Here is a 14,264-nt window from a genome sequence, read left to right as displayed (position 1 = left end):
CGCTTTCATCCCCTTTGCGGTCTGGCTTGCAATGCAGTGTAGAAAAGCAGACCAACGGCGATGTCACCAGATGGAGACAAGCCTATACGGGCTAAATTTTCAATGAAATCAGCCTCTATCCCTTACCCATCAATCGATAGAAGCTATCAAAGTTGACCATCGACACCGTCGGCGGGCTCCATCAGCAGCGCAAACAGCTCACGCTGCCCCTGCACGCCCAGCTTGGCGCAGACGCGTTTGACATAGGTGCGCGCGCTGCTGACGGTAATGCCCAGGCGCTGCGCCAGCGAATCGGCATCCAGGCCCTGGGCCAGTGCCCGCACCACATCGAGGTCGCGCGGCGTCAGCTGCTCGAAGCGCCGCGCCAGTCGCGCAAGCACCAGCCCGACCAGGTCGTCCTGCAGCGCCTGCCCCGCGTAATGCAGACGCATGGCCTGCATGACCAGCGGCGCGAAGGCCTCGATCCGGGCAATGGCCACAGCGTCGAAGCAGCCATGCTCCTCGCCGCGGTACAGGTTCACGGAAAGCCAGCGCGCGTTTTCCTGCAGCATCAGCAGCGACAGCCGCTCGGCAATGCGCGGCAGCTCATAGCAGACATGGCGGTATTCGGGATGCTGCACATCACGCGGCCCCTGGCGATGCAGCCAGACTCGCGGCTTGGCATGCGCATCCCTGGCAAGACGTGCCAGCTCGGCCTGCATCACACGCTGCGAACCGTCGAGCAGATAGAAGCGCTCGCTGTAATCCTGGGAGATCATGGGCAGCGCCCCTGTGCGCGCCCTGTCTCCCATGCCCACCACGCGCGGCCTGGCCATGCCCTGGAAGGAAAAGATCGTGCATTGGGCCAGCGGCACATGACGTCCCAGCAGCTGCAAGATCTGCTCGGCCACGGCGTCGCTGCTGCTGCGCCCCACTCTTTCCATCATGGCCGTCACATCGGCCAGGGCCACGGGTAGCTGCGCTGCCTGGGCGGCAGGCGGCAGCAGCATCCAGTGCGAAGAATCGGGAAACGGCGCGGAGCAAGCAGTCATGGGCTGCAATTTTCGCCGCTGCAGCGCGGCCGCGCACAGGAAAAACCGGCTCTCCCTTTCAGGAGCAGCCGGTCTGGCCGGTTTGGCCGGTTTGGCTAGAGGCAGAAAATGCGGTCGGCCCCTGGCGCCCTACCACTCGCCCACGCTGCGTATGCGCTGCAGCAGCTCCCATTCGTCTTCGGGCGCCGCAGCCTGCAGGGCCTGGGGCTCTGCCAGCTCCTGCGCCAGCGGAGGCGGCGTGAAATGCTCGCGGCCAAAAGTATGTTCGCTCAGGGGCTGTGGATGCGGATGGTTCATGGCGGCCTCCTTTGCGCAAAGCTTAAGGCGCGAGGCTGGCCGAACTTGTAGGAATTGGCTTAACGACACTGTCGAGCAATCCCCACAAGCCGCGTCGTCATGTCATGGATATGTCACAACTGCCGCCACCCGGCCCATGCATCGCAACGCGGCCCGGCCCCGACTTTGCGGTTATGCTGCCGCCGCTATGCCTCAGACCCTTCGCGCTCCTGTCACCAGTGAACTCATCATCAAGAAAAGCCGCTTTATCGGCTGCGTGCAGCCGATGACGGATCGCTCCAGCGCGCAGGCCGTAGTGGATGCACTGTGGCGCGAGCACCCGGGCGCCGCCCATATCTGCTGGGCCCTGCTGGCAGGCGGTCAATCGGCCGCCGTGGACGACGGCGAGCCCAGTGGAACGGCCGGTCGCCCCATGCTTGATGTGCTGCGCCATCAGGACCTGGAGGGTGTGCTGGCCACCGTGGTGCGCTACTTTGGCGGGGTCAAGCTCGGTGCCGGCGGACTGGTGCGCGCCTACACCGACGCCGTGGCACAGGCCTTGCTGCAGGCCGAAAAAGTCGCCATTCAACGCATGCAGACCTTGCAGTGCACGGTCCCCTATCCGCTGGAAGGTCTGGTGCGACGCATGGCCGACACGGCGGGTGCGGCGCTGCTGGAGGTCGATCACGGCTCTCTGGTTCGCTTCACACTGCAGATGCCCGAGGCCGATGCCGCCCAGTTCGTCAGTGCCCTCAATGAAAGCGGCCAGGGTCGCATTGGCTGGCTCAAGCCCGACGAACTTCAAGACGCAAAAAAACCCGCCTGAGCGGGTTTCTTCGCGGCCATTTCAGCAATTGCCTTTTTTGGCCTGGCCCGGAGGGCAGCCATGGGGATGAGGCTTTTTGTAGCCATCGTCGTAATACCCGCCGCGGCCATCGTAGACCGCGCAGCCGCTGAGCACCCACAGGGTCGCAGCCAGCGCAAGCATGATTTTCATGGGTTGAACCTTTTCTGATTTTCCGGGGTGGCAGTCTATAGGCGATCCCGCTGGCATTCTGTCAACCATCTTTTCTGCGGCCCTCAGTTGGCCGGCTGCTGCTCGACCGCCACCTGCATGTGCAGCAAGGTGAAATACAGGGTCACATCGCCCTTCTGGTCGATGAAGGTACCTACGGCGCGCTGCAGGCGGGCGGCAATGCACATGCACTCCATGCCCTCGGGACGGCCGCCGGGAATCCGGGCCGTGGTCAGCAATGCCAGCTGATTCTGGCGGCCGAACTCATGCACGACTTCCAGCGCCTGGCCATGCTGCTTGGGAATGGCTTCGTTGGCCCAGCTCCAGACAAAGCTGCCGTCCTGCTCGCTGCTGGTGCCCACCAGGCAGACCGTGGCAATCACCTTATGCAGCGGGGCTTCAAGCGCCAGCAGGGCGCGGTCGAGATCCCAGCGGTAGCCGGGGCTGCCCTGCAAGCCAAATTCCAGAGGCCATTTAGCATTGCGGGCCTGCATCATTTCAACGGCCTCACGGCTCCAGGCAGCCCAGTCGGTGGTTTGTGCGTCGTTGCTCATCGCGTATCCATTGCTTTTCAACAGACCGCATTGTCAGGCAAGAAGCGGGCATGCCCGGGCCCGGAACCCCATGCCCCGTCGACTTGCGTTCAGCTCTTCATCTGCTGCGCTATCCAGTCGGCCAGAAGCTGCTGCACCGAGTCCGCCCCCCAACTCTGTACGGCCAGCAGGCAGTAGTGCGAGCCATCTGGCACAAAGCCCAGTGGAGCCACCAGCCGGCCGGCAGCGATATCGTCCTGCACCAGCAGTTGCGGGCCCATGGCCACGCCCAGGCCCGCTGCTGCCGCCTGCAAGCTCAGGTAGAAATGCTCAAGCACCAGATCACCTCCTGCTTGCGCCTGCCGGATCTGGGTGGGAGGCTGATTTGGCGGGGTTTTCCACCAATCCTCCCATGCCTTGGGTCGTGTCTTGCTGTGCAAGCGCGTTGCATCGCCACGAAGCGCCAGACCGCCATCGGACTGCAACGCAAAGAACTGCGCCAGACTGTCCGGGTGGCAGACCGGCCCCATGCGCTCTGCGCACAAGGGCTGCATTTGGACATTGCGACCCCAGTCAAAGTCGTTGCGCCGAATGGCCAGATCGATGCCGCGCCCCCATTCCACGGCACCGCCGCCTGCAACCAGATGCACGGTGTGCTGCGGGTAGCGCGCCTGGAAGTCGCCCCAGCGCGGAATCAGCCAGCGCATCAGCAGCGTGGGCTCGCACGACAGCAGCAACGGCCTGCCAGCCACCTGCCGACGCACCGCTTCTGCCGCGCGCGCCATCTGCGTCAGCCCGGCATGGACGCCATCGAACAACAAGCGGCCTGCGGCATTGAGAAACACACGGCGATTGCGGCGCTCAAACAGCTGCACCCCCAACTCTTCCTCCACCGAGCGCACCGCGCGACTGATGGCTCCATGGGTCAGGTGCAGCTCATCGGCCGCGCGGCTGAAGCTCTCCAGCCGCGCTGCCGCTTCAAAACAGCGCAAAGCGACCAGCGAAGGCATTCGTTGTGGGCCGCCAGCGGAAATAGGTGAGTTTGAATCACTATTTTCTTGAGAAATCATCGTTATTCAAAAAACTTTGATCGCCCTAGAGTTCACAGCTGTAGAGCACTGTTTGCCATTCTCGTGCAACAGAGCCATCTCACAAACAGATATTTGAACTCAACCAATTCACTGTATGAACTCCTGGCCCACCGTGATTCTCGTTACCTCTCTCGCCGTCATCAGCCCCGGCGCCGATTTCGCCATGGTCACCCGCACCAGCCTGATGGAATCGCGCCGTGCGGGTCTCTGGGTGGCGCTGGGCATCGGCTGTGGCGTTCTGGTCCATGTGGCCTACACCCTGCTGGGACTGGGCATGGTCCTGCAACGCCTGCCCTGGCTTTTCAATCTGCTCAAATATGCGGGCGCAGCCTATCTGGTATGGCTCGGAATCTCTCTGTGGCGCGGCGCCAGCTGTGCAAATGGGGATCGGCCAGAGTCCCGATCCAGTGCCGAGCCAGGCCAGCGCAATGCACTCAAAGGCCATGCGCCAGGCCGCTCGCTTTTTGTCCTGGGCTTTCTGACCAATGCACTCAATCCCAAGACAGCGCTGTTCATCCTCAGCCTGTTCATGCAAATTGTCGGCCCTGCCGTGCCCATGCCCACCCAGTTGGCCTACGGCCTTTTCGTCGCCATGGCCCACGTACTGTGGTTTGCGCTGGTAGCCTGCTTTTTCTCGGCACCGGTGCTCCAGCCCAAGGTGCAAGCCATACGCCCCTGGGTAGATCGCAGTCTGGGCTGCGTGTTGCTCGTCCTGGGCCTGCTGCTGATCACCACCGGCACACCGGCCACGTCGAATCTGATGAATGCCGGCATCTGATAGGAAAAGCCCGACAAGCCCAATGGCCGCAAGACCGCAATAGCAGCATCTGCAACGCAAACGACAGCTTTGGAGCGCTCACCCGTGCCATGCTTGCCATGGTTGGTACCTATCAGCAAAACTCCAAAGGAGACAAGCACCATGAAAAGCCGCTACCCCTTTCCCGATCTGAGCCGCCTGCCTGAAGACATCAAGCAACGCATCGCCGAGGTACAGCAAAAGTCGGGCTTTGTTCCCAATGTTTTTCTGGCCTTTGCTCGCCGGCCGGCCGAGTGGCGCGCCTTCTTTGCCTACCACGATGCGCTGATGCTCAAGGAGGACGGCAGTCTCAGCAAGGGCGAGCGCGAAATGATCGTCACCGCCACCAGCGCTGCCAATCAGTGCCTGTATTGCGTGGTGGCTCATGGCGCCATCTTGCGCATCTATGAGAAAAAGCCGCTGATTGCCGACCAGGTGGCGGTCAATTACCGCAAGGCCGACATCAGCGCGCGCGAGCGGGCCATGCTGGACTTTGCCATGAAGGTCTGTCTGCACAGCGCCGAGATCGACGATGCCGACTACGAAGCCTTGTACCCTCACGGCTTTGACGACGAGGATATCTGGGACATTGCGGCCATCACCGCCTTCTTCGGACTGTCCAACCGGATGGCCAGCTTCGCGGGCATGCAGCCCAATCCCGAGTTCTATCTGATGGGCCGGGTGCCGCGCGAGAAAAAAGCCTGAAGCAACAAGCAGTAACTCATGGGCGGCAATCGATGCAACTTGCATCGCAATGACGCATCATCCCTTGCACAGCAGCGGCCACCCCGGCAAAACGCTGTTTGCCGGAGGTCATCCAGATGCAAAAAGCCGTTTGCTACCTCGCCGCCCTGCTCACCACGCTCTGTGCCACTGCGGCTCATGCCACCTCGTGGGAGCTCAAGCCCGGTGGCGACAACAGACTGGAGTTCACCGCCACTTTCGAGCAAACGCCGGTCACCGGAGTGTTCAAGGACTTCCGGGTTCGCTTTGATTTCGACCCTCAAAAGCCAGGCAGCAACAAGCTGAATGTCAGCATTCGCATCAGCAGCGCCGATATGGCCAATCCGGACATCAACCAGGCCATTGCCGGCAAGGACTGGTTTGACTTTGTGCGTTATCCCGAGGCGGTCTTTGATGCCCGCGAGATTCTTGACGCCCCCGGCGCAGCCCGTTACCTGGCACGTGGAACCCTGGAGCTCAAAGGCCGCAGACAGCCGCTTGTGCTGCCATTCAGCTGGAAGCCCGAGGAACGCCGCATGGAAGGCGAATTCGTTACCCGCCGCTCGATATTTGATATCGGCACAGGAGAGTGGAAGAGCAGCGATGCCGTGGGAGACGCCGTGACAGTGAGATTCCGTGTCCAGTTGCGCGAGTTGCCATGACATTGCGCAGACCGCTGATTGCAGTCCTGTTGGCTCTGATCGCGGGTTGCTCGCAACCAGGCATAGAGCCAGCGCAGCCTCCCGGCCCAACGGCAAGGCCTGCGGACTTTCCTGCGGCCTTCTATGCCGATGCTGCCGCACGGGGCCAGTCGGTGCTTCCGATTGATTCCTCGCATTCTCTGGTCTCAATCACCGTTCGACGTGCTGGCGCTTTGGCAAAACTAGGGCACGACCATGTGATTGCCAGCCATGAACTGCAAGGCTATGTGGCCCCCCAGCTTGGCCGCGCCGATCTTTATGTGGCGCTGGACAGGCTATCGGTTGACGAATCCGCTCTGCGCGCCAAGGCGGCCCTGGACACCCAGCCCAGCGCTGCCGATATTGAAGCGACCCGAGCCAATATGCTGAACAAGCTGCTGCAAACCTCGATCCATCCGTTTGCACTGATCCAGGCACATGCGTCCCCGCAAGCAGACGGCGATGTACTGCTGGCCCTGGAACTCACTCTTCACGGCGTCACACGCAGCCTGAGCGTACCGGCCCTGATCAGGAGGACGCCAGGCGAACTCCATATCAGCGGCTCGCTGAGCATCGATCAATCGAGTTTTGGCATCACGCCTTTGTCCATCCTGGGCGGTGCAATCCAGGTCCGCGACAGGCTCGAGTTGAACTTCGAAGTGCGCGCCGGACCACCTTTGAAGCAGGAATCCCGGTCATGAGAGCAGCGCTTGTGGGTGCCTGCGGCGCAGCTCTGACCATGCTCTGCGGCAGTGTGCAGGTCTCGGCACAAGAGCTGCGCATAGAGACTACCGAACAGAACGAGGCATTGACGGTGAACGCCTCGGCCGTCATGCAAGTCAGGCTGGCCACGGCCTGGAGCGTGATCTCCGACTACGACCATCTGGCCGACTTTGTGCCGGATATCCAAAGCTCGCGCGTGCTCCAACGCGACGGCAATCAGGTGCTGCTGGAGCAAAAAGGCAATCTGGGGTTTCTGTTCTTTCGCCAGGCAATCGAGGTCAGACTGGCTGTGACCGAATGGCCGCAGCAGCGCATCGCCGCTCATGCGATCGGCGGCAATCTCAAGCAGATGAACGGCAGCTATACCCTGCAAACCCAAGCCAACGGCCGGGTACGCTTGGCCTACAGCGCTCGCATGGTCCCCGCTTTCTCTATCCCGCCGCTGATCGGCAAACCGGTAATGCGCCAATTGCTGAAACGCCAGTTCAGGGCACTGGTGGACGAAATCCAGCGACGCGAGGCCTTGACGCCTCAGGAGCACAGGCAGATACCAGAAAATTAGCGGCAGGCCGCTGCAACGATCAGTTGGGCCACCGTTTCACTTCAATTGCAGCCGACGCTGCATGTCGCGCGGGACGGTATTGGACGCATGCAAGCCTGGCCCCTGTGCCTCGGGTTGCCGTCATGAATGCTCGAGCATCTGCAGGAAGACAGACTTAAAAATGCAGAGGCCCTGAGATGGCGCGTAAATTGCTCGAACTCTGCAGCCATGTTGGCAATGGCCGCTCTGGGCAGTAGCAGAGCCTGCATCGCGTCGATGAACAGATAGTCGTTCACGTCATCTTCGGCAAGCGCCAGCACTCCTGACCACGGCAGTATCGTGTCTCCCCGAACCGAGGCTACCCCGATGGCATCCGACGAGAGCGTGACCGTTTGTGGCGACAGAAACGCTCCATCCGGCAAGGGCAAGAGCTTGCGCATGGATGCCTGTGACAGACAAGGCTATGGCGTGACGGTTTTAAGCATTGATCTGATTGTCTGCCACGTATCGATTGCGCTCCATCTTCCAAGAACTCGCGATTGGTCAAACAGCCTTGCTGCCAGCACTTGGCCATCAGGCGCTGGCAGCAACTTCAACCTCAAGCCTTGAAAGTCAACCAGGGCTTCAACCGCACACTCGCACGAATCAGCCCCGCCTCTTCCTGCGCCTGCAGCACCGGCCCTACGGGTTTGTAGGCGCTGGGCGCCTCTTCGATCAGCCGCTCTTCACGCAAGGTGATGCATTGCCAGACGGACTCGAGCAGCGGCTGCTTCATGCGCCGCGTGTCCTGTCTGCGCACCTGGCGGCCCGCGCCATGGCTGCAGGACCGCAGCCAGTCTTCATGACCCAAACCTTTGACGAGGAAGGAGTAGTCGCCCATCGAGCCCGGAATCAGCGCCCACTGGCCGTCATGCGCGGGAGTGGAGCCCTTGCGGTGCACGTTGAACTCGCCCTCGGTCATCACCACGTTGTGGGGCACATCCACAATCAGGCGCGATGCATCGGGCGCGGCAATGCCTGCCAGCTCTTTGCGCACCAACTCCGCCAGCGCCATGCGGTTGAACCACGCGTAGCGCGCAGCCACGCCCATCGCTTGCAGATAATCCTGCGCCAGCGCGCCGCTCAGGCCATACAGACCATGCTGAGGGTGCTTGATGCCTTGCGGCCATTGCTGCCTGGCCAGCTCCATCCAGCGGCGGCCGACATAAAAGCCGACATCACGCGAGCCAGTGTGGATCATCACCGTGACATCGCCCTTCTTGAGCCCCGCGGCATAGGCGGCATGACGGTCGTAGACTTCCTCGACCACGCAGAACTCCAGAAAGTGGTTACCGCTTCCCAGGTCTGCGGCAGACGGCGGGCGCAGCAGCTCGCGCGCCTGCAACAGGGCTTCAGGCGCGTAGCGACTCTGTCCCGCAAAGCCTTGCAGGCCCACGCACTCGGCCAGTTCGGCTTGCAGGCGGTCGCGGTTCACGCCTTGCCATAGACCCACGTCAGGCAACTGTTCAATAAAGGCCTGGGGGCCCTCATCAAACAGCGCCTTGAAGCCTGCGCTGCGCACGGGTACATCGCGCCCGTTCTGCAAGATGACGCGGGTCAGCCGCTGAACGATGGTGCTTTTGTGCAGCTCGGCCTGCGCCTGCGTCAGGCCCGTGCTCAGCAGGCGTATGCCGCAATTGATGTCTGTGCCGATGGCCGCAGGAATCACGAAGTCTGGCGACGTGGCCACCACCGCCCCCACGGGCGCAATGCTGCCGGGGTGAAAGTCCGGCGTGGCACAGGCTTTGCAGACCGCGCCATGGCCTTGCGGGTCGGCAACCGAAGCGAAGTCCAGCAGTTGACGAACGGCTTTGTGCTCCAGCGGCAGACTGTCGGGCAGCAAAATGGTGGCTGCGGCCTGCTCGTTATGGATTTGATAGATATTGTCTCGGTAGGAGACCTGGATGCCCTGACGTGACAGAGCTTTTTGCAGTCGGGAAAGCTTCCCGGAAGAATGCGGCATGATGCTGAGAAAAATAGGTACGCAACAGCGCATCTCCGAATCTGGGAGATGCAACGCACCTTCGAGCAGCAGCATCAAGAAGGACTGATAAGCGGCGTATTCTAATGAGTAAGCGTCGGGCCGCCTAACCGGCGTTGCTAATATGCTGCAATGCGCAATGCAATTCGGTCATTTCAGATTCCTGCACCACTGCAGACTTTGTATGACGCGGCTGCAGCCATAGGCCCGCAGTTCGGCCTGCCGCCCGAAACCGTTTTTGGGGACTGCGGCCTGCGGCTGGAGATCCCCCCCGTACCCAGTTACATCGGTTGGTGCACGCCGCACAATGTGATGACGTTTGCGACCACGGGCTGCGACAGCGTTCATTACAGCTATCTGGTCGATGAGCGCCTGCCCGATAGCGTCTGCCCCATCGTCATGACACTGCCCTGCGTGAACGAATTGAGCTGGGTGATTGCCGAGAACTTTCAGGAGTTCTTTGACTACGGCTATTACACGGGCTGGCTCGAACTGGAGCAGTTGTACTACGAAGATGAAAAAGGCGAAGCCTGCTTTCACGAGGCAAGCCAGTCATTGAACAATCTCGGCGGGCAGCTGCTGCCGCTGCTGCACAAGGCGTTGAAGATGCAGGCTGCGCTGCCGACACTGCAACGCTTTGGCGAGCTGCAGAAAAAGTACCAAGCCCTATTGAATACTGCGCCCATGCCGCCAGAGCATGCCTGATTGCGGATCCATCAATGGCATTGATCCCCATGCTCGCTGAGCGATACCGCTTTGGATTCGGAATTCAGTCCAGAAAGCGCTCAGCCATAGCAGGCTCCGGCATCATGCACTGTTCGCTTTTGCCAAACCAGTGATAGCGGTTTCTGGCGATCATGCGGTAGAGCGCATCGCGCAATGCAGCGGGTATCAACCTGATCACCGCTGTCATTCGCCACGGCCAGCCCAGTGCGTGCAGCACGCGCAAAATGGCATCCGTGTGCTGCCAGGAGCGCTGGCCGTCCACCAGCAGCATGGTCTGAAGACCTTCCATGCGCAAGCCTGCATCGGCCAACAGCTTGCCGCCGACCTCGCCCTGTATGTCGGCGAACCGAAAAATGCCCTGCTTGTCGTGCTTGAGCAAGAACTGAACCCAGCCATTGCACAGCAGACATTGCCCATCAAAGACCACAATCATGCTTTTTCCTCGGGCAGCAAAAGATAGCCACGATAACTGGCCACCACGCCAATCAGGGGGACGGCCGCTTCGACATGAAATTGCATATGCTCCCCGGCACCGGTTTCTTCGGCCACGATGCGCGGTGCAAGCCAGCCCGGGCATGGGAAGCCCAGAAAATACAGACGCTGCAGTCGCATGAGAAGCCGTCCATCCACGGCCTGCAAGGCAAAGCACAGTCGCGCCGGGCCAAGGCGCTCGATCAGCTGGCCATTGTGCAACTGCATGGTTGAGCGCATGAGCTGCGAGGGGAAACTGCGGATCCAGGTTTCCGCCTCGGGACTGGCCCGCAGTTCGAAATGAATCGTCCCCTCGCCAGCGGCGCGTGGAGTGCCCAGCGCTGCAGAGGCCGAGCGCCCTGCCACCACGATGTGCAAACCGCTTTGCCTGGCAAGCCTGGCAACGGCGAGCCTGCTCCGCCGCGTTCATGGCCCGGTCACAGTCCGTACTTGCGAATCTTGTCGTGCAGCGTGGTCTTGGGGGTGTGCAGCGCCTGGGCCGTGCGCGTCAAGCTGCCTTCGTTGTTGCGCAAGGCTTCGGAAATCAGGGAGCGCTCAATGGACTCCATGGTTGCCGCCAGCGAAGTCGCCGCCTCGGGCGCCGTACCGGACGGGGACAGGCCGGCATCCAGCCCCAGCGTGATGCGCTCGGCCGTGTTGCGCAGCTCGCGCACATTGCCTGGCCAGTCGTGGGCAATCAGCGCCTGCAGACGCTGCGGCGTCAGCTCGGCCACGGGCCGCTGGTGGCGGGCGGCGGCCTGCAACGCGAAATGCTCGAACAGCAGCGCAACATCCTCGCGGCGCTCGCGCAGCGGGGGCAGGTTCACGGTCACCACATTGAGGCGGTAGTAAAGATCGGAGCGAAACAGGCCCTGACGGCTGAGCTCCAGCAAATCGACCTTGGTTGCAGCAATCACACGGCAGTCGACGGCAATGAGCGTGTTCGAGCCCAGACGCTCCAGCACTCTTTCCTGCAGCACGCGCAGCAGCTTGGCCTGCATGGCCAGGGGCATGCTTTCGATCTCGTCGAGAAACAAGGTGCCGCCGCTGGCATGTTCGATCTTGCCGATGCGCTTTTTGCCCGCGCCGGTAAAGGCCCCGGCCTCGCTGCCGAACATTTCGCTGTCAAACAGCGTCTCCGGCAGGCCGCCGCAGTTGATGGCGACAAAATTGCCGCTCTTGCGCCGGCTGGATTCATGCAGGCTGCGCGCGACTCTTTCCTTGCCGGTGCCCGTTTCCCCCCAGATCAGCACATCGGCCTCGCTGGCCGCAAGGCTTTGCAATGTGCTGCGCAACTGCTGCATGGGCAGCGAACGCCCGAGCAACTGGTGCTGCAACACATCCCGGCTTTGCAGCTGCTGGCGCAGGCTGCGCACCTCCAGCACCAGGCGACGGCGCTCCAGCGCACGGCGCACGGCTTCCACAAGGCGTTCGGGCGCAAACGGCTTTTCCAGAAAATCGGCAGCGCCATCCTTCATGGCTTGCACGGCCATGGAGATATCGCCATGCCCGGTGATGAGAATCACGGGCAGCTCGGCGTCCAGCACGCGCACGGCTGCCAGCAGCCCAAGGCCGCTCATCTGCGGCAAGCGGATGTCGCTGACTACGATGCCGGCAAAATCCGGGGACAGGTGCTTTTGCGCCTGCTCGGCACTGCTCACGCAGACGCAGTCCAGACCTTCGAGGCGCATGGTCTGCTCGCAGGCCATGGCGACATCGGCATCGTCTTCAACGATCAGGACTTTGAGGGAAGGGTTCATGGGCTGCAGGCAATCAGGACAGCGGCCGAGTATCCACCAAGGGCAGGCTCAGCGTGAAGATGGCCCCGCCTTCCGGATGGTTGCCGCCCGTCAGGCTGCCGCCTGCGGCCTGGGCGATCTCGGCCGACAGAGGCAGGCCCAGGCCCAAACCCAGCCCCTCGGGCTTGGTGGTGAAAAAAGGCTCGAACAGTCGCGCTTGCACCTGATCGCTGAGTCCAGGACCGTGGTCGCGCACCGTGATCTGCGCCCAGGAGCCGCAACGCTTGCAGGCAATTTCCACGCACCGCGTATTGCCACCCTGCACGGCGTCCAGCGCATTGCTCAACAGATTGATCAACACCTGCTGCACGCGATTGGCATCGCACCAGGCGCTCAACTCGAGATCCGAGGGCTGGCGCAAGATCATGACGCCGCTTTGGGCAATGCGCGGCTCCATGAGGGACAGAGCGCCATCGACCACCTTGGCCAGTTCAACCGGCTCGGGCTGGCCGGCAGACTTGCGGGCAAAGTTGCGCAATTGCCCGGTAATACGCCCCATACGCTCGGTCAGCTCGGCCATGCGCTGCAAATTGCTTTGCACCATCTCGCTGTGACCGCGTTCCAAAAAGCGCTGACTGTTGCCGGCCAGCGCCCGCAAGGCCGCCAGGGGCTGATTGAGCTCATGGGCCACTTCCGTGGAGAGCTGACCGATGACGGCCAGTTTGCCGGCCTGTACCAACTCGTCCTGCGCCGCGCGCAGCGTGGTCTCGGCCTGCATGCGCTCCATCACCTCCTGCTGCAGCGCCACATTGGCACTCTGCAGATCGGCTGTGCGCTGCTGCACCTTGTTTTCCAGCACCTCGTTGGCCTGTTTCAGAGCTTGCTGGGCCGCCAGTTGCTCACGCACATGTCTGCGCCGCTGGTACAGCAAAGCTCCCAGCAAAAGCATCAACGCAATCAACGCCCCCGTCACCCAGGCGCGACTGGCCGCCAACTGCAATGCAACGCTCAAGGGGGAAAGCACGGTAATCTGCCAGGGCGTGCCGGCCATAGGTCTGGACTGGGCCAGAAAACGGCCAGCGCTCTGGTCTGCTGCAGCGTCCTTGACATCGGGAATGCTCACCTGCCTGACGCCCGTGACGCTGCTCATGCCACGCCAGCCCAGAGGCCGCAGGTTCAGACGGTTGTATTTCTGCGAAGCTTCCAGCTCGGCACGTCTTGCCTCATCCAGCGGCAGCAAGGTGGCAAAGCGCCAGGCAGGCATGTTGCTGAGGATGACCACTGTATTTTCATCGCTGACCAGTACCGGAGACTCCGCACTGGCCCAGGACTGTTCGAGCTGCGCCAGCCCGACCTTGACCACCACCACGCCATGCATCTCGCCCTGCCCCAAGGTCGTGGTCAGGTAATAGCCGGGCTCGCCGCGCGTGGTGCCCACGCCGAAGTAGCGCCCGCGCCCCTCTCGCAATGCCTGCTGGACATAGGGCCTGAAACCGAGATTCTCGCCCACAAAGCTGTCGGCGCGGCGCCAATTGCTGGCGGCCAGCACATGCCCGTCGTGATCGAGCATGTAGACGCTGAGGGTGCCGGCACGACGGCTCAGCTCCTCCAGATAGAGATTGGCGCGAGACTGCAGTCTTTCGTCGCCCGGCGATTGCAGCAGCGACAGGATCTCGGGCTGCAAGGCCACGACATCGGGCAGAAAGGCATATTTTTCGATCTCGCGCCGCAGGCTGGCAGCATAGAGATCGAGGCGGTTGTTGCCGGCAGCCACCACGGTCTCGAGACCGATCTTGACGAAGCCCTGATAGCCCAGCCAGCCGCCCAGGCTGCTTGCAGCCAGCCAGAGCAGGATCAGCAAAACAGCACGCAGGCGCGGGGGCAGGACAGCTAACATGG

General features: G+C 61.9%; 18 protein-coding genes. 8 read left to right on the top strand and 10 right to left on the bottom strand.

Features of this window, described 5'->3' with window-relative positions; genetic code table 11:
- Positions 1-146: 146 nt before the first annotated feature.
- Entirely contained in the window at positions 147-1,031 is an 885-nt protein-coding gene (locus AC1RTQ_RS09025) for a helix-turn-helix transcriptional regulator (protein WP_492875078.1), read from the bottom strand.
- Positions 1,032-1,160: 129 nt separating this feature from the next.
- Positions 1,161-1,328, bottom strand: coding sequence for a hypothetical protein (locus AC1RTQ_RS09020; protein ID WP_492875077.1), 168 nt, complete (start codon positions 1,326-1,328; stop codon positions 1,161-1,163).
- 187 nt (positions 1,329-1,515) lie between these two features.
- Between AC1RTQ_RS09020 and AC1RTQ_RS09015 the strand changes: the two genes are divergently transcribed.
- Complete coding sequence (locus AC1RTQ_RS09015) at positions 1,516-2,133, top strand: IMPACT family protein (RefSeq protein WP_492875076.1); 618 nt, start codon at positions 1,516-1,518, stop codon at positions 2,131-2,133.
- 21 nt (positions 2,134-2,154) lie between these two features.
- On the opposite strand, the gene AC1RTQ_RS09010 is transcribed toward AC1RTQ_RS09015, so the two are convergent.
- The 3 genes from AC1RTQ_RS09010 to AC1RTQ_RS09000 form a co-directional block, all read right to left on the bottom strand.
- On the bottom strand, positions 2,155-2,304 hold the full coding sequence (locus AC1RTQ_RS09010; protein WP_492875075.1) for a hypothetical protein: 150 nt from the start codon (positions 2,302-2,304) through the stop codon (positions 2,155-2,157).
- An 83-nt stretch (positions 2,305-2,387) separates the two neighbouring features.
- The gene (locus AC1RTQ_RS09005; RefSeq protein WP_492875074.1) at positions 2,388-2,876 is read right to left on the bottom strand and encodes a DUF6882 domain-containing protein; all 489 of its coding nucleotides are present in this window, start codon (positions 2,874-2,876) and stop codon (positions 2,388-2,390) included.
- An 89-nt stretch (positions 2,877-2,965) separates the two neighbouring features.
- Positions 2,966-3,865 (bottom strand): LysR substrate-binding domain-containing protein, encoded by a 900-nt coding sequence (locus tag AC1RTQ_RS09000; RefSeq protein ID WP_492875073.1) that lies wholly within the window; start codon positions 3,863-3,865, stop codon positions 2,966-2,968.
- A 175-nt stretch (positions 3,866-4,040) separates the two neighbouring features.
- Here AC1RTQ_RS09000 and AC1RTQ_RS08995 point away from each other — a divergent pair, with 175 nt between their 5' ends.
- The 6 genes from AC1RTQ_RS08995 to AC1RTQ_RS08970 all read left to right on the top strand — a co-directional run bounded on the left by AC1RTQ_RS08995 (position 4,041) and on the right by AC1RTQ_RS08970 (position 8,018).
- On the top strand, positions 4,041-4,724 hold the full coding sequence (locus tag AC1RTQ_RS08995) for a LysE family translocator (RefSeq protein ID WP_492875072.1): 684 nt from the start codon (positions 4,041-4,043) through the stop codon (positions 4,722-4,724).
- Between the two features lie 141 nt (positions 4,725-4,865).
- Positions 4,866-5,447, top strand: a complete 582-nt coding sequence (locus AC1RTQ_RS08990) for a peroxidase-related enzyme (RefSeq protein ID WP_302090525.1) — start codon at positions 4,866-4,868, stop codon at positions 5,445-5,447.
- Between the two features lie 116 nt (positions 5,448-5,563).
- Positions 5,564-6,127, top strand: a complete 564-nt coding sequence (locus AC1RTQ_RS08985; protein WP_492875071.1) for a YceI family protein — start codon at positions 5,564-5,566, stop codon at positions 6,125-6,127.
- Positions 6,124-6,846 (top strand): YceI family protein, encoded by a 723-nt coding sequence (locus tag AC1RTQ_RS08980; RefSeq protein ID WP_492875070.1) that lies wholly within the window; start codon positions 6,124-6,126, stop codon positions 6,844-6,846. The genes AC1RTQ_RS08985 and AC1RTQ_RS08980 overlap by 4 nt, the downstream gene beginning before the upstream one ends.
- Positions 6,843-7,430, top strand: coding sequence for an SRPBCC family protein (locus tag AC1RTQ_RS08975; protein WP_492875069.1), 588 nt, complete (start codon positions 6,843-6,845; stop codon positions 7,428-7,430). The genes AC1RTQ_RS08980 and AC1RTQ_RS08975 overlap by 4 nt, the downstream gene beginning before the upstream one ends.
- Positions 7,431-7,775: 345 nt before the next feature.
- Positions 7,776-8,018: a hypothetical protein gene (locus AC1RTQ_RS08970; protein ID WP_492875068.1), complete on the top strand. Its 243-nt coding sequence runs from the start codon at positions 7,776-7,778 to the stop codon at positions 8,016-8,018.
- Here AC1RTQ_RS08970 and AC1RTQ_RS08965 read toward each other — a convergent pair.
- Complete coding sequence (locus AC1RTQ_RS08965; protein ID WP_492875067.1) at positions 8,008-9,486, bottom strand: RtcB family protein; 1,479 nt, start codon at positions 9,484-9,486, stop codon at positions 8,008-8,010. The two genes, AC1RTQ_RS08970 and AC1RTQ_RS08965, sit on opposite strands and share 11 nt — an antisense overlap.
- 75 nt (positions 9,487-9,561) lie before the next feature.
- On the opposite strand from AC1RTQ_RS08965, the gene AC1RTQ_RS08960 reads away from it, so the two are divergent.
- Positions 9,562-10,134, top strand: coding sequence for a hypothetical protein (locus AC1RTQ_RS08960; RefSeq protein ID WP_492875066.1), 573 nt, complete (start codon positions 9,562-9,564; stop codon positions 10,132-10,134).
- A 64-nt stretch (positions 10,135-10,198) separates the two neighbouring features.
- Here AC1RTQ_RS08960 and AC1RTQ_RS08955 read toward each other — a convergent pair whose 3' ends face one another.
- The 4 genes from AC1RTQ_RS08955 to AC1RTQ_RS08940 form a co-directional block, all read right to left on the bottom strand.
- The gene (locus AC1RTQ_RS08955; RefSeq protein ID WP_492875065.1) at positions 10,199-10,588 is read right to left on the bottom strand and encodes a thiol-disulfide oxidoreductase DCC family protein; all 390 of its coding nucleotides are present in this window, start codon (positions 10,586-10,588) and stop codon (positions 10,199-10,201) included.
- Positions 10,585-10,995: a DUF4166 domain-containing protein gene (locus tag AC1RTQ_RS08950; RefSeq protein WP_492875461.1), complete on the bottom strand. Its 411-nt coding sequence runs from the start codon at positions 10,993-10,995 to the stop codon at positions 10,585-10,587. Before AC1RTQ_RS08950 ends, AC1RTQ_RS08955 begins: the two co-directional genes overlap by 4 nt.
- Before the next feature lie 68 nt (positions 10,996-11,063).
- Entirely contained in the window at positions 11,064-12,386 is a 1,323-nt protein-coding gene (locus AC1RTQ_RS08945; protein WP_304352094.1) for a sigma-54-dependent transcriptional regulator, read from the bottom strand.
- A gap of 13 nt (positions 12,387-12,399) precedes the next feature.
- Positions 12,400-14,262, bottom strand: a complete 1,863-nt coding sequence (locus AC1RTQ_RS08940) for a sensor histidine kinase (RefSeq protein WP_492875064.1) — start codon at positions 14,260-14,262, stop codon at positions 12,400-12,402.
- Positions 14,263-14,264 lie beyond the last annotated feature (2 nt).

The organism is Comamonas sp. GW821-FHT11H03 (assembly GCF_058807955.1).
This window is presented reverse-complemented; position numbering and strand designations above follow the sequence as displayed.